Origin of the sequence: Clostridium cuniculi, assembly GCF_004353185.1 — a bacterium.
Lineage (GTDB): Bacteria > Bacillota > Clostridia > Clostridiales > Clostridiaceae > Clostridium > Clostridium cuniculi.
The window spans coordinates 1-21,579 of the sequence record NZ_SMUS01000020.1; the positions used below are offsets into that span (position 1 = coordinate 1).

General features: G+C 28.3%; 23 protein-coding genes and 1 riboswitch. Of the genes, 3 read left to right on the forward strand and 20 right to left on the reverse strand.

Translation table 11 applies throughout. From position 1 onward, the window contains the following. Positions 1-251 precede the first annotated feature (251 nt). The 3 genes from EJJ37_RS11115 to EJJ37_RS11125 all read right to left on the reverse strand — a co-directional run bounded on the left by EJJ37_RS11115 (position 252) and on the right by EJJ37_RS11125 (position 4,130). Positions 252-461, reverse strand: a complete 210-nt coding sequence (locus EJJ37_RS11115) for a DUF1450 domain-containing protein (protein ID WP_133015655.1) — start codon at positions 459-461, stop codon at positions 252-254. A 125-nt stretch (positions 462-586) separates the two neighbouring features. Next, entirely contained in the window at positions 587-2,407 is a 1,821-nt protein-coding gene (locus EJJ37_RS11120; RefSeq protein WP_133015656.1) for an ABC transporter ATP-binding protein, read from the reverse strand. Further along, on the reverse strand, positions 2,400-4,130 hold the full coding sequence (locus EJJ37_RS11125) for an ABC transporter ATP-binding protein (RefSeq protein ID WP_133015657.1): 1,731 nt from the start codon (positions 4,128-4,130) through the stop codon (positions 2,400-2,402). Before EJJ37_RS11125 ends, EJJ37_RS11120 begins: the two co-directional genes overlap by 8 nt. A 326-nt stretch (positions 4,131-4,456) precedes the next feature. Here EJJ37_RS11125 and EJJ37_RS11130 point away from each other — a divergent pair, with 326 nt between their 5' ends. Next, positions 4,457-4,615: a DUF1540 domain-containing protein gene (locus EJJ37_RS11130; RefSeq protein ID WP_133015658.1), complete on the forward strand. Its 159-nt coding sequence runs from the start codon at positions 4,457-4,459 to the stop codon at positions 4,613-4,615. Positions 4,616-4,748: 133 nt separating this feature from the next. Next, positions 4,749-5,408, forward strand: coding sequence for a hypothetical protein (locus EJJ37_RS11135; RefSeq protein WP_133015659.1), 660 nt, complete (start codon positions 4,749-4,751; stop codon positions 5,406-5,408). Positions 5,409-5,488: 80 nt separating this feature from the next. On the opposite strand, the gene EJJ37_RS11140 is transcribed toward EJJ37_RS11135, so the two are convergent. Together EJJ37_RS11140 and EJJ37_RS11145 are read right to left on the reverse strand one after the other, a co-directional pair. Then, positions 5,489-6,319, reverse strand: coding sequence for a phosphatase PAP2 family protein (locus tag EJJ37_RS11140; RefSeq protein ID WP_193553924.1), 831 nt, complete (start codon positions 6,317-6,319; stop codon positions 5,489-5,491). An 18-nt stretch (positions 6,320-6,337) separates the two neighbouring features. After that, entirely contained in the window at positions 6,338-7,525 is a 1,188-nt protein-coding gene (locus tag EJJ37_RS11145) for a M20 metallopeptidase family protein (RefSeq protein ID WP_133015660.1), read from the reverse strand. A gap of 131 nt (positions 7,526-7,656) precedes the next feature. Here EJJ37_RS11145 and EJJ37_RS11150 point away from each other — a divergent pair, with 131 nt between their 5' ends. Next, entirely contained in the window at positions 7,657-8,388 is a 732-nt protein-coding gene (locus EJJ37_RS11150; RefSeq protein ID WP_133015661.1) for a GerMN domain-containing protein, read from the forward strand. Positions 8,389-8,445: 57 nt separating this feature from the next. On the opposite strand, the gene EJJ37_RS11155 is transcribed toward EJJ37_RS11150, so the two are convergent. The 15 genes from EJJ37_RS11155 to EJJ37_RS11225 form a co-directional block, all read right to left on the reverse strand. Then, positions 8,446-9,408, reverse strand: a complete 963-nt coding sequence (locus tag EJJ37_RS11155) for an aromatic acid exporter family protein (RefSeq protein WP_243124881.1) — start codon at positions 9,406-9,408, stop codon at positions 8,446-8,448. A gap of 232 nt (positions 9,409-9,640) precedes the next feature. Beyond that, positions 9,641-10,336, reverse strand: coding sequence for a CbiQ family ECF transporter T component (locus EJJ37_RS11160; RefSeq protein WP_133015662.1), 696 nt, complete (start codon positions 10,334-10,336; stop codon positions 9,641-9,643). Continuing rightward, positions 10,302-10,589: an energy-coupling factor ABC transporter substrate-binding protein gene (locus EJJ37_RS11165; RefSeq protein WP_133015663.1), complete on the reverse strand. Its 288-nt coding sequence runs from the start codon at positions 10,587-10,589 to the stop codon at positions 10,302-10,304. The genes EJJ37_RS11160 and EJJ37_RS11165 overlap by 35 nt, the downstream gene beginning before the upstream one ends. Then, positions 10,589-11,314, reverse strand: coding sequence for an energy-coupling factor ABC transporter permease (locus EJJ37_RS11170; RefSeq protein ID WP_133015664.1), 726 nt, complete (start codon positions 11,312-11,314; stop codon positions 10,589-10,591). The genes EJJ37_RS11165 and EJJ37_RS11170 overlap by 1 nt, the downstream gene beginning before the upstream one ends. A 60-nt stretch (positions 11,315-11,374) precedes the next feature. After that, positions 11,375-12,145, reverse strand: a complete 771-nt coding sequence (locus tag EJJ37_RS11175; RefSeq protein ID WP_133015665.1) for a cobalt-precorrin-6A reductase — start codon at positions 12,143-12,145, stop codon at positions 11,375-11,377. Between the two features lie 146 nt (positions 12,146-12,291). After that, the gene (cobJ, locus tag EJJ37_RS11180) at positions 12,292-13,008 is read right to left on the reverse strand and encodes a precorrin-3B C(17)-methyltransferase (RefSeq protein WP_133015666.1); all 717 of its coding nucleotides are present in this window, start codon (positions 13,006-13,008) and stop codon (positions 12,292-12,294) included. Positions 13,009-13,014: 6 nt separating this feature from the next. After that, positions 13,015-14,040, reverse strand: a complete 1,026-nt coding sequence (gene cbiG, locus EJJ37_RS11185) for a cobalt-precorrin 5A hydrolase (protein WP_133015667.1) — start codon at positions 14,038-14,040, stop codon at positions 13,015-13,017. Positions 14,041-14,042: 2 nt separating this feature from the next. Beyond that, on the reverse strand, positions 14,043-14,789 hold the full coding sequence (gene cobM / locus EJJ37_RS11190) for a precorrin-4 C(11)-methyltransferase (RefSeq protein ID WP_133015668.1): 747 nt from the start codon (positions 14,787-14,789) through the stop codon (positions 14,043-14,045). Positions 14,790-14,795: 6 nt separating this feature from the next. After that, on the reverse strand, positions 14,796-15,464 hold the full coding sequence (locus tag EJJ37_RS11195) for a cobalt-factor II C(20)-methyltransferase (protein WP_133015669.1): 669 nt from the start codon (positions 15,462-15,464) through the stop codon (positions 14,796-14,798). A 1-nt stretch (position 15,465) separates the two neighbouring features. After that, entirely contained in the window at positions 15,466-16,044 is a 579-nt protein-coding gene (gene cbiT, locus EJJ37_RS11200; RefSeq protein ID WP_133015670.1) for a precorrin-6Y C5,15-methyltransferase (decarboxylating) subunit CbiT, read from the reverse strand. Between the two features lie 9 nt (positions 16,045-16,053). Continuing rightward, a complete protein-coding gene (gene cbiE, locus EJJ37_RS11205) occupies positions 16,054-16,662 on the reverse strand; it encodes a precorrin-6y C5,15-methyltransferase (decarboxylating) subunit CbiE (protein ID WP_133015671.1) in 609 nt (202 codons plus the stop codon). Positions 16,663-16,712: 50 nt separating this feature from the next. After that, positions 16,713-17,837: a cobalt-precorrin-5B (C(1))-methyltransferase CbiD gene (gene cbiD, locus EJJ37_RS11210; RefSeq protein ID WP_133015672.1), complete on the reverse strand. Its 1,125-nt coding sequence runs from the start codon at positions 17,835-17,837 to the stop codon at positions 16,713-16,715. A 42-nt stretch (positions 17,838-17,879) separates the two neighbouring features. Continuing rightward, positions 17,880-18,506, reverse strand: a complete 627-nt coding sequence (locus EJJ37_RS11215) for a precorrin-8X methylmutase (RefSeq protein ID WP_133015673.1) — start codon at positions 18,504-18,506, stop codon at positions 17,880-17,882. A 45-nt stretch (positions 18,507-18,551) separates the two neighbouring features. Continuing rightward, positions 18,552-19,835 carry a cobyrinic acid a,c-diamide synthase CobB gene (locus EJJ37_RS11220; protein WP_133015674.1) on the reverse strand — a complete coding sequence of 428 codons (1,284 nt, stop codon included), beginning with the start codon at positions 19,833-19,835 and terminating at the stop codon, positions 18,552-18,554. 12 nt (positions 19,836-19,847) lie between these two features. Beyond that, positions 19,848-20,690 carry a sirohydrochlorin cobaltochelatase gene (locus EJJ37_RS11225; RefSeq protein ID WP_133015675.1) on the reverse strand — a complete coding sequence of 281 codons (843 nt, stop codon included), beginning with the start codon at positions 20,688-20,690 and terminating at the stop codon, positions 19,848-19,850. Positions 20,691-21,304: 614 nt separating this feature from the next. Further along, positions 21,305-21,513, reverse strand: a riboswitch (cobalamin riboswitch). Positions 21,514-21,579: the final 66 nt, after the last annotated feature.

Sequence of the window (21,579 nt, forward strand, 5' to 3'; positions counted from 1 at the left end):
CTAGTGATAGAGAAAAATTAATGATATAACCGGAAGAAAGTATTATATAATAAGCTTTAGAATTTAATTATTATTATAATAAAATTAGCGTTAAGAAGCTGAGGTAAGCGATAGCGAACTTCGAAGCTTTAGCTGATTTTATGGAAATAATAATATAAATTCTTAGCGAAATTATATGACTTAATGGAGGTTATATCATTAATTTTCGGCATCACGGCATTAACGCTTTAGTGCGCAATATTATTCAAGTGTTATTTGGAGTTTAGTATTGATCTTGTTTTTATAATAAATTCTGCTTCGCTTCTAGCTTCAACAAATTCTCCATCAATCATGGCAACTATAGTTCCATCCATTCTTCCACCACATTCACCTATGCAGCCAAAAACTATTTTTTCATCTTTAAATTCCTTTTTCACTATATCACTGTCTATTCCTGAACATCCTGGGCACATTACTATCATATTTATCTCTCCTTTTAATCTCTTATGTACTTATTTATACAATTATTTATTTCATTATACAATATAAGCTACCTCTGAGGTTAATCCATTTATTGGATTAACCTCAGAGGTAGCCCGATTTATGTCTAAATTTCTGCTCCGTTTTTAAATTGACTATTATACAGATTTGCATAGAATCCTTCTTTAGCTAAAAGCTCATCATGTGTTCCACTTTCTATAATTTCTCCATCTTTTAAAGCTAAAATCTTATCTGCATTTCTAATAGTACTTAATCTATGAGCTATTACAAATGTGGTCTTTCCTTCCATAAGCTTAAGCATTGCATTTTGTATTAATACTTCCGTTCTTGTATCTATTGAAGAAGTTGCTTCATCTAATATTAAAATTGATGCATTTGATAAAATAGCTCTTGCAATAGCTAAAAGTTGTCTTTGACCTTGTGATAAATTACCACCATTATCTGATAAAACTGTATCATATCCTTGTGGAAGCTGCTTTATAAAATGATGAGCATCTGCCATTTTTGCTGCTTCTATAACTTCTTCATCACTGGCATTTAATCTTCCATATCTTATATTTTCACTAACAGTTTCCGAGAATAAATAAGTATCTTGAAGTACCATTGCTACTGTTTTTCTTAAGCTTTCTCTAGTTATTTCATCAATATTTTTTCCATCAATTAATATTTCTCCACTATCAATATCATAAAACTTAGTAAGCAAATTAACTATGGTAGTTTTTCCTGCGCCTGTCGGTCCAACTATTGCTATAACTTCACCTTTTTTAGCTTCTAATGAAACATTTTTTAATATTTCTTTTCCATTACTATAGGAGAATGTTACACCTCTTAACTCAACATGACCTTCTATATTATCAATGTTAACAGCATCATCCTTATCCTTTTCTTTCTCTTCATCAATTACTTCAAATACTCTTTCAGCTCCTGCAAGTGCACCTTGAATAGTATTAAAAAGATTCATTATTTCATTTATAGGTCTTGTAAAGTTTCTCATATATAATAAAAATGAAAATACAATACCAACTGTAATTCCTGAACCTTTTAAAATTAAATATCCTCCAACAACAGAAATTATTAAATATGAAATATTATTTATAAAATTATTTATTGGTCCCATAAAGGAAGATACACCTTGAGCAATTATTGCACTTTTAGTAAGTCTTTCATTTATTTCTGAAAATTCCTCTTTAACCTTTTCTTCTTCTGAAAATAATAATACAACTTTTTGTCCAGATACCATTTCTTCAATATATCCATTTAAGTTACCAAGCTCTCTTTGTTGTTTTACAAAAAAACTTTGAGTTTTCTTAGCTAAAGTCTTTGTTGCTATAAATGTTAAAGGTACTGTTATCATTCCAATTAAAGTCAATATAGGACTCAATAAAAGCATAGCAATTAACATTCCAACTACATTAATTATTCCTGAAAATAATTGAGTTACACTTTGAGATAAAGTGGTATTTATATTATCAACATCATTAGTAAGTCTACTCATTAAATCTCCACTTGAATTATTATCAAAATACTTAAGTGGTAATTTTTGAAGGGCAGTAAATAATTCTTTTCTTATTTTAGCCGAAACTCTTTGTGATATTTTAACCATTACAATATTTTGATAGTATGTTGAAAATATATTTACTAAATACATTAAAACTAATATTATACAGATAAAGGCTAGCCCCTTCATATCTCCAGTTTCAATAAATTTATCTATTGTATATCCATTTAATCTTGTCCCCAAAATACTAATTAAGGTTGTTACAAAACATAAAATAAATACTATAAAAATATTAAATTTCTTTTCAATTAAATATCCAAGTAATCTTTTTATAGTCCCTTTAATATCCTTAATTTTCTCTGCTTTTTTTCTATGCAATTGGTGCGGTCCTGCTCCTGGTCTCATTTGCATCGGTGCTTTACTAGACATTTAAAACTACCTCCTCTCCTAATTGTGATATAGCAATACTTCTATATATTTCACAATTTTTAATAAGCTCTTTATGAGTACCTATTGACGCAATTTCTCCGTTATCTAAAACTATTATTTTATCGCAATCCATTACCGCACTTATCCTTTGTGCTATAAGAAATACAGTGGCATCTTTCATTCTATTCTTAATTGAATTTTGTAGCTTTGATTCTGTTGCCATATCTAAAGCACTACTTGAATCATCTAAAATTAATATCTTAGGATTTTTTATTAGAGTTCTAGCAATAGAAATTCTTTGCTTTTGTCCTCCTGATAAATTCTTACCTCTTTGTCCAACTTCTCTATTGTATCCTTCATTACTTGAAGTTATAAATTCAAATGCCTGTGCATCTTTTGTTGCACTTTCCATCATTTCTTCATTAGCATCTTCCATACCAAATCTTAAATTGTCTGCAATACTTCCTGAAAAAAGAGTTGTATCTTGAAGAACAACACCAATAATCTTTCTTAAATCATTTATTTTTAAATTTCTAACATCTTTATTTCCAATCATTACAGAACCAGATGTTGTATCATATAATCTTGGAATAAGTGATATTAATGAACTCTTACCACTACCTGTAGGGCCTATAATACCTATCTTTTCACCTTCTAATGCCTTAAATGATATTCCCTTTAATACATATTCACCATCTCTATTATATTTAAAATAAACATCTTTAAATTCTACATCAAAATTATTTACTTCACCTGTATCTTCTCTATCTTTTATTGATGATTCCACATCTAAAACTTCATTAATTCTATCTGCAGATACCTTTGCTCTAGAAAAGTTAATGATACTCATTATCAACATATTTAAAGAACTCATTATTTGAACTAAGTAATTAATAAATGCCATTATCTTACCTATCTCTAATGAACCATTATTAACATAATTTCCACCAAACCAAAGTATAGCTACAACACTTAAGTTCATTATTAAAGTAACTAATGGCCATAAAAGTATAGTTACACTTTGAGCTTTAACACTGATATCCATTAATTCATCATTTGCATAACTAAATCTTTTTCTCATCTTATCTTCTATTGCAAATGCCTTAATAACTCTAACTCCAAGTAAATTTTCTCTCATAACTAGATTTACATTATCTATTTTTTTCTGCATTTCTGTAAAAAATGGAATAGATTTTGATGTAATTAAGATTACACTTAATACTATTAATGGTATTACTATTAAAAAAATTATTGATAACTTAATACTAATAGTAAGTGACATTATAATTCCACCTAAACAAATAAGAGGTGACCTTACCATTCCTCTAAGGGCCATCATTACCATATTTTGAACCTGTGTAACATCATTTGTTAGTCTTGTAATAAGTGATGATGTCTTAAACTTGTCTATTTCTGAAAATGATAAACTTTGTATTTTATCAAATAATCCTTGCCTCATATTTTTTCCCATAGTCATTGAAGCTAAAGTTGAAAATAATCCACAAAGCATTCCACCTAAAATACCAAGCATAGCTACTACTATCATTTTAAATCCAACGTTTAAAACATAACTAATATCGCCATTTGCAACACCTATATCTATAATATCAGACATAAGTTTAGGTTGATTTAGATCCATTATAACCTCGATAAACATCATTAAAGGTGCTAAAATTACATATATAATTGCACTACCTTTAATATATTTAAGTAATTTAGTCATTTCTATTTTTCATCTCCTTTTTTAATTCTCATATTTTTTACCCTCTCCCTTTTAATATAAATATACCTTATTTATATCATATTATATATTAGTTAGGTACCTAATCATTAATCTTATAAGTATTAGTATAGTTTTTTTCCTGTACATTCGTCAATACTTCTTACTTACTATTTTTTAAGTTCCGCATAAATTCTTTATACGAATAATTTATTTTTCTAAGGATAAAATAAGTTAAGATAAAAAGTAATATTGTTAAGTTAATATACTCTACACTCCTACAATTATATAACTTAACTTATTACTTAATATATAGAGGAGGATTAATTATGAGACATAATGAAAGCATCGGTTGTACTGTTACTGAATGCAAATTTCATTGCCAAGATGATAATTATTGTACATTAAATCACATTCAAATTGTTACTCACAATAGTTGTGCATATAGTAAAGAATGTACCGATTGTGGTAGCTTCGTAAAAAAATAATATTACTGATATAAACTTAAAGTATAATGGGTAGTCATAAGCTACCCTATTTTAATCTTTTTACTTGATAATAAATAAAATTTTAAATTTTTAAACATACTAAATATTATTAATATTTTAAGGAGTGAAACAAATGAAAAAAATTATAAGCTTTCTTCTAGCGATATTAACTTTACTATCTATGCTACTTTGTAATTTATCAGTATCTGCAACTTGCATAGAAAACCCTTACTCACAATTTATAGACGATCCATATTATGAGGTTACACATGATTATATTAATGGAATAGTATCTAAACTATCTAATCTTCCTGCTTCAGGTAGCGTTTGTATAGATTATTTAGCAGAAGAAATATTACTACATAGAGCTATATTATTTGCTACTCATAATATAGAAAGTTATTCAAGTAATCCTGAACTAACTGATATTAGTGATGATATAATTGATAACTATACTGGTGAATTAAAAGAAATGAGAATTGAATTATCTAGATTAATTGATACTTATGGTAAAAGCAAAGAGGAATTTAAAGAAGATACTGAATATATAAAACAATATAAAGTAATTATAGATAAGCTTCAAAAGGACTTAGCAACGGTTAAAGCTTCTGACAGTAATGAAATATCATATATAAACCAAGCAATTGCACTTTTACAAGCATCTCATGATATTTCAGCTCTAGATAATAAATGTGCTAAAAGTGAATTAGTTAAAGAAATCTCTAAGAATGAAACTACAAATACTCAAGCCTATATTTCTAGATTAAAAACACTTCAATCTGCATTGAAATAATTAAAAAGTTAAGAAGTTAAGTAAAAAAACTTAACTTCTTAACTAAAATATATTTAATCTTATTATTTTTATATTATTTCTTAAAATTTAAATTTTTTAAATATCATAGGATACACTCCTATTCCTATTAAACTTATTAATGTGTACCTTATAAATGAGAATATTGTTCCACTTGGTAATATTACTTTTAATCCAAGTTGTAATACTAATAATATTACTATTCCTAATAACACTCTTATTATCTTATTTCCTGTATTTCCTTCCGTTGAAAAATTAACATATCTCTTTTCAATGTATATTCCAATTATAAATCCTAAATAAGTTCCCATTCCTTTAATAAAATCTGCAGAATGTGCAAAAGTTAATGCTGGAATAAATATTGCAAATGTTACTACATATAATAACATTTTGTTTTCAACTCTATTGTATAACTTATAGCATATTAGAGATGTCAACACACCCAGTATTCCCCCTACTATAACGTCTTTTGGATAATGAACTCCTAAGTATAATCTAGAAAAACCAATTAAAATAATCATTACTGTTGCAATAATATACATTACTCTATTCTTTAAATAAATTGCCATAGATCCATAAAATGAAGATGCACTTTGAGTGTGTCCACTAGGAAATGAATATCCTGTTGCTGTTTGCTCTCTTAATGTTCTAATTCCTTCTTCTCCTATAGGTCTTTTCATTTTAAAAATATCCTTTATTGCATTATTTAAAAGTACACTAGTTAAAACAGAATATGCAATATATTCTCCAAATTTTTTGTCTAATGCCCAATAAATAATCGATATTATAGATATTAATACTATTTGCTCACCACATATAGTTATAAGTTGAAATAAAAAATCAAAAAATGGATTTGCTATACTTTGAATATGTCTTAAAATTTCTAACTCCATAATTTCCTCCATATATTACTAATCTAAAAGTTGCTTTCTTGACTCTTTACATATAGCTTCTAAAGCATATGCCACATACAATTGTGTACTTATCAATACAGCTCTCTCATCTATGTTAAATTTATCATTATGATTTGGATAATCTCTACCTATTTCTTCATTACCAGCTCCTACAAAAACGAAAACCCCAGGAATTCTTTTTTGATATATAGAAAAATCTTCTCCTAACATCATTCTTGGTATTTTTATAATATCTTTTTCATCAAATATTTTCTTGGCAGCATCTAACGCTGTTTTTACTGCTCCCGAGTCGTTAATTACAGCTGGATGATGTGTGACACCATACTCAACACTTGCTGTTGCTCCATAGGCTAAGGCTGTGCTATATGCAATTCTTTTGATTGATGTTTGAATATGCTTAGCTGTTGTTGCATTAAAAGTTCTTATTGTACCTTCTATTATAGCATCACCAGAAATAATATTATGTGTTTCTCCTGATTTAATATGACCTACTGTTACTACTGCAGAGTTAACTGGATCTATTTCTCTACTAATTATAGATTGTAGATTCATTACTATAGCTGCACAAACTAAAGTAGCATCAACACATTGATGCGGCTTTCCTGCATGACCTGATTTTCCTGTAATTTTTATTGTAAATTTATTTGATGCAGCCATTCTAGGTCCTTCTTCTATAGATATTTTTCCACATTCTATGTCTCCAAATACATGTAATCCAAAAATTTCATCTACTTCATCTAAATAACCATGTTCAGAAATCAACTTTGCTCCACATGAACTTTCTTCAGCTGGTTGAAATATAAGAAGAATCTTCCCTGGAATACTATCCTCATGTTTTTTTAATATCATAGCAGCTCCAAGTAACGACGCCATATGTGCATCATGTCCACATGCATGCATTATCCCTTTATTGGCCGAAGCATATCTAACATCTGTATTTTCTTGTATTCTTAATGCATCCATATCAGCTCTTAATGCTATTACTCTACCTTCCCCCTTACCAATAGTTGCAACTACCTCTGTTTTTATTCCATTTTCATATTTAACACCTATTTTATCTAATTCCTCTTTAATTCTTCTAGATGTTCTATGCTCTTCCATACTTAATTCAGGATACTTATGAAAATCCTTTCTTAATGAAATTATATAATTACCTATAAGTTTTGTCTCTTTTAAAATATCCATAATTAATCATCCCTCCTCTATAAATTATATAATTTTATGTAAATATTGTATATTATTTTAAATAAATCATTTAACTTTCTGTAAAAATATGGTAATATCTTTATATTAAGTAATTTATTAGAGGTGAGATTATGAAAAGAAAACTATTAACTTTAAGCTGTGCTATTGTTTTATGTTTCTCCTTAACTTCTTGCGGGTTGAAAAGTGCCATTACTGGAGATAAAACAGCTAGTACTGAGGATTCAAAGGCTACAGAAACTAATTCTGAAAATAAGGATAACATAACAAATACTGAGACTACTGAAGAAACTACCACTACTGCTTCTGATGAAGAAAGTTCTGATGATGCAGTTTTAACTAATAATAATTCATTTGTAGAAAGTAATTCTTCTAATGTTACTCCTGATAAATCTGCACTTTCATCAACTACTAATACAGTTAATAGAGATTGTAGAGTTTTTTACTTTAATAAAGTAGATCTTAAAACTTATTGTGTTGATACAAGTGTTAAAGTTACTGATAATGCCTTTGTCACTGCTTTGACAGAAAAATTATATTCAGCTCCTAACAATAATAATAACTTTGTTGTATTATCTAAGGATTATGGAGTAAACTCTGCAACATTAAATTATGATACTAATGTTTTAACTGTTGTATTTAATGAAAACTTCATTAAAGATATGGACCTTTCTACTGAAGTAGCTAATGGAGTTATAGGAGCAATAGTAAATACTTATGGATATAATTATGGTGTAGATAAAGTTGCCGTTTATTTTGGAAATGAATTATATACTGGTCTTGAAGGAACATCCTCTGCTGGATACTCCACAGTAAATTATAGTGATGCATTAAAACTTGATTAATAATAATTAAGCAGTAAATAGGTTACATAACTTTTAATCTATTTACTGCTTAAACTTTTAATGATTCTTCATAGTTGTAAAAAAGTTTCTTTTTATTAATAAAAACTCTTCCATATCATTTAAAAATTGAAGTAATTGAGCTCTACTTTCAAATTCTTCCCTAGTCTTTGGTAATTCCATTTTCTTGAATTCATTTCTTAAAATATCTAAGTCCATCAATAATGATTTACAATCATTCATTTCACGTATATTTTCTGCAACACATAAAGTAAAATCTGACATAACATTCATTTGATCAACAGGTATATTAAATCTCTGAAAATGTAATCTCATTCTTTTTATTGTATCAAATTGATTAATTCTCATATTTATATAATCTGTATAATATGATGAGCTTTTAAAAAAGTGATTATTCACTATCTTATAGGCAGTTTCCTTACTTTCATATAATCGCTTTTCTACTTCATTTATAAGCTTTTGTTCATCAATATCTACTGTATGAGTTATTAATGACTTTGACATTTTACTTATTATAATTCTATAATGCTCTTCAATCCATTCCTTATCATCTTTAAACTTATCTTCAAGGGAAGGCATGAAAATATTAGCAATTGCAGCCACACCAATTCCAATTATCATTAGTAATACTTCATTAAAAATTAATGCAATTGTTATATTATTTGCAACTAAAAAATGTGTTGATAAAACTACAGCTGGCACCATTCCTTCTTGCGCTTTTAATCTTGAAGTAAGTGGTATTAAAATTATTAAAAATAGTCCAAAGATTAATGCTCCATTTCCTAATAAACTATATAGAATTACTGATAATAAAATTCCCATGCTACAAGCAACTATTCTTTTATAACTTATAATTAATGCTTTTTTTCTAGTATCTTGTATACTTAATATAGCAATAACCGCTCCAACTGTTGCATACTGTAAGCCTAATGCATTTCCTATAAGCAAGGCTATAGTCGCTGATATTGCCATTTTAAATGCTAAATTATATACGTACTTCAAAGTCCTTCATCTCCCCTATTTATATACTCCATATTATATAATAAGAATTAAATATATAAAATATAATTTTATTAGTGGATTAAATAAACAAATTAAATTTATAATAGTAAAGGAGGAGCATATCAAAACTATGCTCCTCCTTTACTATTATTACGTATATAAGATAAATATTATTTTATAGTTCTCCTCTTCATCTAATAACTCTCATTAAAAATATATTCAACATATATTTTTAAATAAAGCAACATAAAATTATTAAAATTAAATAACAACTTATTAAAATAACTCTATATTTTTTATATTCAAATTCATAATAGTAATTATGCCTTCCAACATAGCATCTATTTTTCAAAGAAAGATTTATTTCTCTCCATCTAAAAATTAACGATTTAAAAACTAATCCACAAGCCCTTCCAAAATCTCTAGTAGCATTTTTATATCCAGCAAATCCCCCTCTTGATTTTATAGATTTAAAAGTAATAGAAAAATCTTCTTCTATTATTATAATAAACCTTTCCATTGATTTCATAATATCTCCAATATCCCTTGTCCACTTATTTTTACTTAATAGATAAACAATGTGGTTTACCGGCGTTGTCAATGCTAAAAAAGCAATAGTTACAGCTCCATTTATCCCTCTTAAAAGTATAGTAGAAATATAACTAAAGTTATACCCTTGCCACCATAAGGAAAATGATGTAAATAATCCGAAAAATAAAGCTATAAATATAAATTTATATATTATACTTTTAGGATTATTAGAAATAATATTTAAAACAATAAAAAATAATATATTAGTAATTAAAATATAGTTATTATGAATATAACTTGCTCCTATTAATGATATTATAACTAAAATTAATTTTTCTAAAGGATGAATCTCTGTCAACCTACTATTGATGCTGTACAGACTTATCTCTCTTACCATTACTCTTCTTTCCTACAAAATATCCAATAAAACCTGCTCCTATTGCTGCTTGTGCTGCAAAAAGAAAACTTTCTACTTCACCTGATGGTGGTTCCCATAAACTGTTAATCCATGGTTCATAATCACTATTTATTTCATTAATTATTCCTTCAGCTTGCGCATCTGCTCCTTCGTACGCTCCATTTGCATTTACTATAAATGGAATAATAATTAATATTGCTGCAATACAAAGCAAAACTATATTCTTCTTCATTATAATAATCCTCCTTCTAATTGCACTAATTCTTCTTTACAATGTTTTTTAATAAAATCATAAATAATAACTGAAATTATTCCTTCTACTATTGCTAATGGAATTTGAGTTATTGCAAATACACTCATGAACTTTGCCGTTGATGCTAGAACTCCACCTACACTTGAAGGATAAGCTAATGCTAATTGTATTGATGTAATTACATAAGTGGATAAATTCCCCAACGAACATCCTGCAAAAATTGCAACTGATAAATTTCTTTTCTTTAATAATTTATATATAAAATATGCTACAAAAGGACCTACAATTCCCATTGATAAAGTGTTTGCTCCTAAAGTAGTTAATCCCCCATGTGCTAATAATAATGCTTGGAATAATAAAACTATAACTGATATTATAACCATTATAATAGGACCAAAAACTATTGCTCCAAGCCCTGTCCCTGTTGGATGTGATGAACTTCCTGTTACTGATGGCAACTTTAACGCAGACATCATAAATACATATGCTGCCATTAGGGCTAATAGCATTTTTATATCATGATTTCTTTTTATAAGCTTTTTAAGTTCTTTTATACTTAAAAATATAAATGGCGCTGCAAGAACAAAATAAAATACGACCCAACTTAAAGGTAAATACCCTTCAGCTATATGCATGGCATATGCATTGTATGGTATTGAAAATGACAGTGCTAAAACAAATACTAAGTACATAAATTTTTTCATTACTGAACCCCTCCAAATCCTCAACTCTACATTAGTGAGAAATTTTTATTTTTAATAATTTTATAAATTATAATTAGAAATAATAAACTCCAGCATTTCTTTAATATCACTGAACTCTTTACCATAATTAAATTTTGGTCTTTTAATAACAATGACTTTTATATCATTTAATAATGAACTTTCTATTTTTTCTTTCATACCTCCCTCTTCACCACTATCTTTTGTAATCAATGCTTTTATCTTATATTCCTTAATTATTCCATTATTAATATCAATTCCAAATGGCCCTTTAATTGCTATAATATTATCAATTGAAACCCCGTTCTCCAAAAGTTTACCTATTACCTTAGGTGATGGTAATACCCTATGTATAATTCTATTTTTTATATTTAGCGACTCTATCTTTAATGCATTATTACTACCTGTGGTATTTAATACATTTCCTTCTATACTCTCTAATACTTTATCTAACTCTTCATATTTATCTATAAAAATTATATTTTCATTGTTGTTTAATTCTGTAAAATAACTTTTTCTTTCATATCTTATATAATCAATATTCATTTTTCCACAAACATTAATTACTGTTTTACTTACTTCACTAGCATAAGGATGAGATGCATCTACAAAAACTTTAATTCCAAATTCTTTAACTAACTCCTCAAACTGTTCTTCATTAAGAGGTTTATAATTAAAGTATTTTGCTTTAAAGTCCTTATAAATTTCATATCCATATTGCGTAGCTGTAGAAACAACAATTTCATCAGTATACTTATTTATATATGCTAAAATTTCTCTTCCTTCACCAGTTCCAAGAACAAAACCAATCATTAAATCACCACCAATATTATTCAGTGACAAGTGATAAGTTACGGTTGAAACTGCTATTGCAATTTCTTTAAATATATCTTTTTCTTAATTCAGCCTAAACTGAATTTATTCCCTAACTTGACACTTGTCCCTATCCTAACTCTTAACTAAACATCGTATCCTCTAGGTGTGATAAATTTTCCATTTTTAATAAAGCTTTGAGAGTTACCTACAATAACTATAGAAAACATATCAACAACCTCTTCATCAAAATTCTCCAATGTAAACATTCTAACCTCTTGTCCATCTCTTAATGCATGTCTAACAACAGCAACTGGAGTATCTAAGCTTCTATATTCCTTAATTATTTCTATAGCCTCTCTTAAATAGTGAGGTCTCCCCTTACTTCTTGGATTATATAAAGATATAATCATGTCTGCATCAGCGGCATTTCTTACTCTCTTTTTTATTAAATCATAAGGTGTCATTAAATCACTTAAACTTATATTACAATTATCATGCATAAGTGGCGCTCCAATAACTGAACCTGCTGCACTTGAAGCTGTTACACCTGGTATTACTTCAACAACTTCATCATTTTGCATTTGAAGAATAAGTCCAGCCATTCCATAAATTCCAGAATCTCCAGTACTAATTAAAGCTACTGTATTATCTTTAGATAACTCTAAAGCTTTTTTACATCTAGCTTCTTCTCCTCTCATGCCAGTAGAAAACAGCTCTTTATTTTCTACTAAAGGTTTTATCATATCAATATACTTGTTATATCCAACAACAATATTACATTCATCTATTGCTTCTTTTGCCCTTAGTGTCATATGATCTAATCCACCAGGTCCTATTCCTATTACATATAATTTTCCCACTTTATTTTACTCCTTTTTCAGTTCTCCAATACATAATGTCATTCCATCTTTCTTTATCTTACTTACAATAATTTCTCCTCCAGCTAATTCAACAACTGGTTCACTTACAGATGAAACTCCAATTGATTTCTTTACAAAATCACTACCTTGATATTTATGCTCAATTTTTGATATTTCTGCTGCTGAAAAAAATAAAAGATCACAATTTAAAGTTAATGCTAAATCTAAAATTGCTTTTTCATCACTTTTTATATTAATAGATGCAATTCTATCTATAGCTCTTATATCAATATTTTTTTCCCTTAAAGTTTCATTTATAAAATTAAATAATTTTATACTATCAGTATCTCTTTTACATCCAATACCTAAAACAATATCTTTTCTAATTAATTTAAGTACTGTTCTATCTTGATAATCATCTAAATAACTTACTACATTATTTTCTTCATTCTTTAATTTTCTTGAATCTTTATGTGTAATCCACAGAGTATTACCCTGTATCTCCTCTGTCTCTATGTATCCCTTAGGACATTTAATTATTTTTTTATCGTCCTTAAAATAAACACTTTCTCCATTAACAAGTCTTCCTGCAATAATCTTAGCTATTTTTAAATCATCTATAATAAGATCATTATTCATCGCAATTACATCTGGAGCTAAAATATCCATATTGTCTGTTGCTGTAGTTATTACAGGGGTATTACCTAGCACTTGCGAAACCTTTAAAGTTAAGTTATTTGCCCCTCCTAAATGTCCTGAAACTAAGCTTATAGAAAATTTATTACAAACATCTACCACTACAACTGCTGGATCCGTAGCCTTACTTATTAAATATTTAGATATTGCCCTAACTGCAATTCCTGTTGAACTTATAAATATTATAGAATCATATTTTTCAAAGCATATATTCATTATATTGTTTAACTTAAAGTCGTTAATTTCAGATTTTAAATATAAATCTCCACCAAGTTCCTTTTCTATCCTTCGTGCTAAAACATCACCTTTTCCAGTAACACTTATAATGCAAATCATAATTACTTCTTAGCCTCTCTATACATATGAGTAAAAGCCTTATCATATAAAAGACTTTTTTCATAATCACAATCAATAAAATCACCAACTAATATTTGAGCACACTTTGTAATACCAGCTTCTTTAACCTTATCTGCAATATCATCTAATGTCCCAATAATACTTCTTTCATTATCCCAAGTAGCTCTTTCTACTACTGCTATCGGAACATTTCTTCCATACCCCGCTCTAAGCTTTGCTACAACTTTATCAATCATAGAAATCGATAAAAATATAGCCATTGATGCTCCTACTTGTGCAAGTTTTTCTAAATCCTCTGTTTCTGGTACTGGAGTTCTTCCTTCAACTCTTGTTAATATTACTGTTTGTGTTACTGATGGAAGTGTAAATTCCTTTTTTATTGCAGAAGCTGCTGCAACAAAAGAACTAACACCTGGTACTACTTCATATTCAATATTTAATTTATCTAATTCATCCATTTGCTCCTTTATTGCTCCATATATTGATGGATCTCCAGTATGAAGTCTTACTACAAGCTTATCTTTATTCTCATTCATAACTTCAATGACTTCTTCCAAAGTCATTTTCGCTGAATTATATATTAATACACCTTCTTTACAATAACCAATATGTTCCTTAGCAACTAAAGAACCCGCATATATAACTACATCTGCCTTTTCTAGTATGTTTCTTCCCTTCACAGTTATTAAATCAACATCTCCAGGTCCTGCCCCTATAAAATAAACCATAACTCTCTACTCCCTACTTGCTAATATTAATGACATATAATCTCTTGCTTTTTTAATTTCATCTTTATCTGTTAATATAAGTTGTCCTTCTCTTCCAGCTCTGCTTACATAAACATAATCAAATCCCTTTTCTTCTAGAAAATCTACTACTGTTTCTTCATGCTTATAAACTTTCATAATTACAACATACTTTTCATCTTTTATATCTTTAACTCTTGTTGCTGGTAGTATCATTAAAGGATTATCTCCAACAACTAAAGTTCTATCCACTAAACTTGCTGCTGCACAGAAAGACGTAATTCCTGGTACTGTTTCTACATAAAATCCTCTTTCCTCCATATGCTTTAACATATGGATATAAGTACTATACACATATGGGTCGCCAATTGTAAGGAAAGATACATTTTTACCTTCTCTCAATTTTTCCTCTATAAACTCATATGCTTCCTTAGCTTTTTCAACTCTATTTTTCTTTCCCATAGGAAAATGTTTTATAACTACTTCTGTTCCTTCTTTTATATATTCTTTAGCTGTTTCTAATGCAATACTCTCTCCACCTTCTAATGCACTAGGAGCAATTACAACATCACTATTTTCTATAGCTCTTACTGCTTTTACTGTTAATAACTCTTTATCTCCTGGTCCTACACCTATTCCATATAATTTTGATTTCATACTATTTTACACTCCTTACGCATTGCACTATATATATTGGATTATTAGCTATCATCATATAACTTTGTCCTCTATTTTTACTTATATTTACTTGTGAAATATCTACTGCATAATTTAACTTCTTAACTGCTTCAATTGCCTTATATGCATTATCTAAGGTTATAAAGTTCATAACTATAGTACCTTCATTTTGTAGAAGTTCATTAGAAATTGAAATTATCTCCTCTAAGGTTCCACCAGATCCACCAATAAATATTGAATCAAATCTTTTATTTTCATCTTTATACCTTTTTAATATATCTAAAGCTTCACCTTCATCTAATACAACATTATTACACTTAAACTTTTCTAAATTTTTTTTAGTTGTAATTATTGCTTCATTATCTTTTTCAATAGAATATATAATACCTTTTCTTGAAATCTTAGATGCTTGTACTGTTATTGTTCCTGTTCCAGCACCAATATCAAGTACTATAGAGCCTTCCTTTAAATTCATCTTCCATATACTTAAAGCTCTGATATCTTCCTTAGTCATTGGACAATTTCCTCTTATGAATTCACTATCCTTAATTAAAATCATAAACTTCTTCTAACCTTCTTTCTCCACAATTAATATTGCCATATCACTAACTTCTTCATTAATAAACTCTATTGGCTTACCTTGTAGTATCCTTTCATTTTCATATGATAAATGTTCACCAATTATTACTGTACATTCAATATTATTTTCATTTAATAGCTTACATAAAAAAGCTGAATTATTTTTATTGTCTGTAAGCCATATAGATAATTTATTAACTTTAACCTTTTCTATAAAATCTTCATTTCTGGCATGTACACTCCCTGTAAATGCATAATTCCAGCTTTTATTAAGCTTAGTTGTTAAATATTGAAATGAGCTTATTCCAGGTATTACGACAATATTTCCCGGGTAATTCTTTTTTATATATTCACTTATGCCAAAAAAAGTCGGATCTCCAGAAGCAACTAACGAAATAATATTATCTTGTCCATTTTGTTGTATATATTCTAAAGTTTCTCTTAAAGAACTTATTACTATTTTATTAGTGTTTATAAAATCTAAATCATTAATTAATCTCTTAAAACCAATAATAACATTGCTCTTTTTCAATGTATCTATTGCCTTTGGTAATATATAATCCTTGCTCCCAGGGCCTAGCCCAACAATATAAACCATAATTTACTCCTATATATTTTCAAATTAAATTTATTTTTATTATGCTTTGATTATGACTTATTTATATCTAATGAATTATATAAAATACTATAATCAGAAAAACCATAATACATTATTGCATCACATTTCATTTTTCCATAAGTATAAATTTTCATTCTTTCAACAATTTTATTTCCTATATTTTTATAAAGCTCTTCATATCCATTTCCTAAAAACTTAACTGCACCTTCACTAGTCTTTTGAGTTAAAACACTTCTTACAAGCTCTGTATCATAACCTAAAAGTGCAAGCTCTAAAGCTATAACTTCAAGCCTTACATCATTTACTCTACTATGAGTATTAAAACATCCATAGGCAACCTTACTTAACTTTCCTATATGTCCAACAAGAATAACTTCTTTTATATTCATTTCATCACAACACTCTAATGCAAAGCCAACAAAGTTTGAAATAATAACTATTTCATCTTCATTAAATCCTTTATCCTTAGCACATTTTTCTCCTATATTTCCGAAAGCCAGTACTAACTTCTTCTTGTTCTTCCCTTTCTGTTTTATTTCTATTCTTATAGATTCCTTTAGTGCTTCTTCTGACATCGGCTTAACTATACCAGTAGTTCCAAGAATAGAAATTCCCCCCACAATTCCAAGCCTTGGATTAAATGTCTTCTTTGCTATTTCTTCACCCATAGGCGCACTTATAGTTACCTTTATTCCGTTCCCTTCGGTAAACTCCCAATTTTTCCCTTTAACCTTTGGAAGATTATCTTTTACTGCTTGTTCTATAGTTTTTCGTGGTGTTGGATTAATTGCATGAAGTCCTTTTTCTATAGCTAATCCATCTCTTGTAATAACTCCAATTCCTTCTCCTCCAGTTAAAGTAAATCCACTATCTTGCTTTTCAACCCTTGCATATATCTCCATTCCATTAGTCATATCAGGATCATCTCCACCATCTTTAACTACAGAAACTATACAATAATCCTTACCTTTTTCTACAAAATTTATAGGTATTGATATTTCTATTCCTTTAGGTGTCATTATTTCTACCTTTTCTAAAACAATATCATTAAAAAGCATAATTGTTGCTGCTTTTGTTGCTGCAGTTGCACAAGACCCTGTAGTATATCCACATCTTAGCTTCTTACCATCACTCATAACATAAAGATCTAACATGCTTTTGCCTCCCGTTCTCTCATACACTCATTTCTTATTTATTTAGTTTCTTTCAACAACGTTATACATAAGTGCATTTACTATAGCTGCTGCAACAGTACTTCCACCTTTTCTTCCCTTAACTCTTATATATGGTATATTAAGTTCCTCTAAGTTTTCCTTACTTTCAGCTGCTCCAACAAATCCTACTGGCACTGCTATAATTAACTTTGGATTTGCTTTCCTACTTTTTATCAACTCTTTTAATTTAAACAAAGCTGTTGGTGCATTTCCAAATACAAAAATATCCACATTATCATTGCAAGCTTTTTCTACGGCTGCCATAGAACGTGTTATTGATTTTTCTTTTGCTTCTTTATGTACTTCTTCTAAATTTACATAACAGATAGCTTTTCCATTTAGTTTAGATAAAGCCATTTTATTTATTCCTGATAAAGCCATATTAGTATCTGTATAAATTGTAAATGGCTTTTTAAAAATTTCCTTTGATGCCTCTATAGCATCTTTACTTATTTCTACTAGATTCTTATATTCAAAATCTGCTGTAGTATGAATTGTTCTCTTTATTATTGAAAGCTCTTCCTTAGTAAAATTATGATCTCCCATTTCACTTTCTATAATCTTCATACTAGTATTTTCTATTTCCATTGGATTTTTGATATAGTCCATAATTATTTTTCTCCTTATTACTCCAATAATTTATCTAATCCTAAGTTACTTTAATAGTTCCTTAATAAATTCTAGATTTCCAAAGAAATGCACATGTGGATATCCTGCTAATGTATTATTCTTCTTATATCCACATCTCCAATTAATTTTCTCCCCTGTATATGAAGTTTTAATAACATCATACATTGTCTCTTCATTTAAGTTTACCTTGGACTTATGAAACTCATGACAATTAATTTCTATATTTTTAAATAATAATGTTGCATATCCAAATCTATTCAAACTTTTAGTCATTTCACTATTTCCATTTAAGAAGCCTACCATATTAACATTATCTATATTTCCTGTTAAATACATTAATCCTCCACACTCCGCATAACACTTTAATCCATTATCAAGTGCTTCTTTTATGCTATTAAGCATTTCTGTATTCTTACTTAATGTTTCTTTAAATACTTCTGGATAACCCCCACCTAAATATAAAAAATCAATATCCTCTGGTATCTTTTTATCTCTAAGTGGACTAAAATAAATAACCTCTCCAGCCTCTTCTAATAACTCCAAATTCTCTTTATAATAAAATCTAAATGCTTCATCAAATGCAACCGCTATTCTCTTATTACTCTTACTTAAATGATAATTGTCTTCAAAGCACTTTACCTCTTTAAAACTTTCAATAATTCCATCTAAATCTATATACTTTTCAATAATTTCTGATAAATAATCTATCTTTTTATTTAAGTTTCCAACTTCCACACTTTGAACTAATCCTAAATGTCTACTTTCAAGCTTAAGTTCATCATCCTTTGGTATATAACCAAATACTTTTAATCCACAATGTATTTCTATTGCAGGCTTTAATAATTTATAAAAACCTGCACTTATACAATTTAAAACAACACCAACTATATTTGCATTTTTAAAGTTCTTAATCCCATTAATCTCTGCACATAAAGTTACACTTTGTGCCTTAGGTGTTATAACTAATAATATAGGTGAATTATCTAAAACCTTTGAAACACTATATGTTGAGCATGATTCATCTAATCCCTTTCCATCGTATAATCCCATAACACCTTCAATTACAGCTAAATCACCTTTTCCTCTAGAAAAGCTAGCCTTAACGCCCTCTTCCCCCATTAGGTGTAAATCTAAATTTCTGGATACTTTACCTGTTATTTCAGTATGAAATCCAGTATCAATATAATCAGGTCCTACTTTATATCCTTGTACATCATAACTTCTATTTTTTAATGCCTTCATCAATCCAAGAGTAAATGTAGTCTTTCCACCACCACTGCAGTTAGATGAAATTATTAATGTCTTCATAACACTATCTCCTTAACTTCTTACCTTAACCCTATGACCTTTTTTAGTTTGTCCAGCTCCAACATATCTATCATTGATAAGATCATCAATTCTATTTATATATAATTTATTAAACTTTTCATTTTCTCCAAGGCCTTTCATATATACATTTACTTTAATGCCTTCTGCTTCTAACATTGATTTTAAAGACCCTTCGTCATCTGAAGCCATGTCATTTCTAGCATGATCACCGGCTACTACCATTAATGGTGCAAGAGTAACCTCACTAATATTCTTCTTTTTTACTCTACTTATTACATTTTCAAAATTAGGATATCCCTCTACAGTTGTAACAAATACATTCTCATAGCCTTCATCTTCAAATACAGCTTGTAAACACCCATATACTGAATTTGCAGGATGAGCAGTTCCATGTCCCATTAATACTACAGCATTATTTTCTTCATATAACTCTTTTGTTGCTTCAATAAATAATGAATAATCTTGTGGTAATTCTTCAATTCCCTGATAATAAAAAATTGGTCTTCCTACCTTTAGTACTTCAAATTTTTCCTTAAAAATTTCTGCTATTTTATTTATATATATAAATTCTTCACCTGGTATCATATGCAATGGTTGCATAATTATCTCTTCATAACCACTATCATATAGCTTCTCTAACATTGCTTCTGGAGTATCAATAAAAATTTCATACTTCTCTTGTAACTTCTTTATTATCTTATGAGATGTAAATGCTCTATATATATCATATTCGCTAAAAGTATCTCTTATTTGTTTTTCTGCCTTTTCAATTGTTTTCTCTAATGTGTCTAAGTAACTTGTCCCAAAACTAACTACTAATATTGCCTTTTTCATAGCACAAATCTCCTATCAAATTATTTATATAATAAAAAAAGCACCCTTCATGGGGTGCTCCAGACAACAAAAATAAAAACTATATATCTAAATTGCTCGTTATGGCTTGAATGCCGTGATGACGAAAATTAATGATATTCTCTCCAGGAATTAGTGTAATTTTCGTTAAGAATTTATATTGTTTTTTCCAGAAAAAGTCCTAAAGCTTCGAAGTTCACTATCGTTTACCTCAGCTTCTTAACGGACTTTTTCTTCCAAAAACAATTAAATTCTAAAACTTATTTACAATATTCATTCCGATAATATCATTAATTTTTCTCTATCACTAGCTTTTAAGCTAAAAGATGCAATTTTCTGCGTAACCACATTAAAAGTTAACGACATCTGCTATATTTCATATTATAAATTATTAATTTTTTAATATATATTTTTAATAAACTAAGAGTATTAATATAAAAATTAACTATTTTATAATAAAAATTTATAACATAAAACATTAACTATAAAAGTGCCTCATTATAAGCAGATACATGGAAAAAGAAAAAATAAGTAGTTTATTTTCCCATCCATATGTTCAATAATCTCTATTATATCATCCTTACCTTCCCACCGAAGTATAGATTAAAATCTAGGCAGGTCTCCTGGCTTAAACTTCATCCTCATCTCATTCCTTCCCAGCTTTATGAAAACCAGTGGATTAATTTGAGATTTGTCTGTTATTACAGTAGCGGGGGCTGCAGTGGCATCTAACCACTTTCCCTTTTAATTCAAAGTTATAGTAATAAAAAACTATAATTTCAAAACCTAAATTTACCAATATTCAAATATATTCTATTTCATTAAATAATAAAATAGAATATATTTCAAGTTATTTTTAATTTATTTATTT

Bases quoted from the DNA above. Each gene is read 5' to 3' on its own strand.
- EJJ37_RS11115 (WP_133015655.1), bottom strand. From the start codon at position 461: ATGATAGTAATGTGCCCAGGATGTTCAGGAATAGACAGTGATATAGTG.
- EJJ37_RS11120 (WP_133015656.1), bottom strand. From the start codon at position 2,407: ATGTCTAGTAAAGCACCGATGCAAATGAGACCAGGAGCAGGACCGCAC.
- EJJ37_RS11125 (WP_133015657.1), bottom strand. From the start codon at position 4,130: ATGACTAAATTACTTAAATATATTAAAGGTAGTGCAATTATATATGTA.
- EJJ37_RS11130 (WP_133015658.1), top strand. From the start codon at position 4,457: ATGAGACATAATGAAAGCATCGGTTGTACTGTTACTGAATGCAAATTT.
- EJJ37_RS11135 (WP_133015659.1), top strand. From the start codon at position 4,749: ATGAAAAAAATTATAAGCTTTCTTCTAGCGATATTAACTTTACTATCT.
- EJJ37_RS11140 (WP_193553924.1), bottom strand. From the start codon at position 6,319: ATGGAGTTAGAAATTTTAAGACATATTCAAAGTATAGCAAATCCATTT.
- EJJ37_RS11145 (WP_133015660.1), bottom strand. From the start codon at position 7,525: ATGGATATTTTAAAAGAGACAAAACTTATAGGTAATTATATAATTTCA.
- EJJ37_RS11150 (WP_133015661.1), top strand. From the start codon at position 7,657: ATGAAAAGAAAACTATTAACTTTAAGCTGTGCTATTGTTTTATGTTTC.
- EJJ37_RS11160 (WP_133015662.1), bottom strand. From the start codon at position 10,336: ATGGTAAGAGAGATAAGTCTGTACAGCATCAATAGTAGGTTGACAGAG.
- EJJ37_RS11165 (WP_133015663.1), bottom strand. From the start codon at position 10,589: ATGAAGAAGAATATAGTTTTGCTTTGTATTGCAGCAATATTAATTATT.
- EJJ37_RS11170 (WP_133015664.1), bottom strand. From the start codon at position 11,314: ATGAAAAAATTTATGTACTTAGTATTTGTTTTAGCACTGTCATTTTCA.
- EJJ37_RS11175 (WP_133015665.1), bottom strand. From the start codon at position 12,145: ATGATTGGTTTTGTTCTTGGAACTGGTGAAGGAAGAGAAATTTTAGCA.
- cbiG (WP_133015667.1), bottom strand. From the start codon at position 14,040: ATGATTTGCATTATAAGTGTTACTGGAAAAGGTGATGTTTTAGCACGA.
- cobM (WP_133015668.1), bottom strand. From the start codon at position 14,789: ATGGTTTATTTTATAGGGGCAGGACCTGGAGATGTTGATTTAATAACT.
- EJJ37_RS11195 (WP_133015669.1), bottom strand. From the start codon at position 15,464: ATGAAATCAAAATTATATGGAATAGGTGTAGGACCAGGAGATAAAGAG.
- cbiT (WP_133015670.1), bottom strand. From the start codon at position 16,044: ATGATTTTAATTAAGGATAGTGAATTCATAAGAGGAAATTGTCCAATG.
- cbiE (WP_133015671.1), bottom strand. From the start codon at position 16,662: ATGGTTTATATTGTTGGGCTAGGCCCTGGGAGCAAGGATTATATATTA.
- cbiD (WP_133015672.1), bottom strand. From the start codon at position 17,837: ATGTTAGATCTTTATGTTATGAGTGATGGTAAGAAGCTAAGATGTGGA.
- EJJ37_RS11215 (WP_133015673.1), bottom strand. From the start codon at position 18,506: ATGGACTATATCAAAAATCCAATGGAAATAGAAAATACTAGTATGAAG.
- EJJ37_RS11220 (WP_133015674.1), bottom strand. From the start codon at position 19,835: ATGAAGACATTAATAATTTCATCTAACTGCAGTGGTGGTGGAAAGACT.
- EJJ37_RS11225 (WP_133015675.1), bottom strand. From the start codon at position 20,690: ATGAAAAAGGCAATATTAGTAGTTAGTTTTGGGACAAGTTACTTAGAC.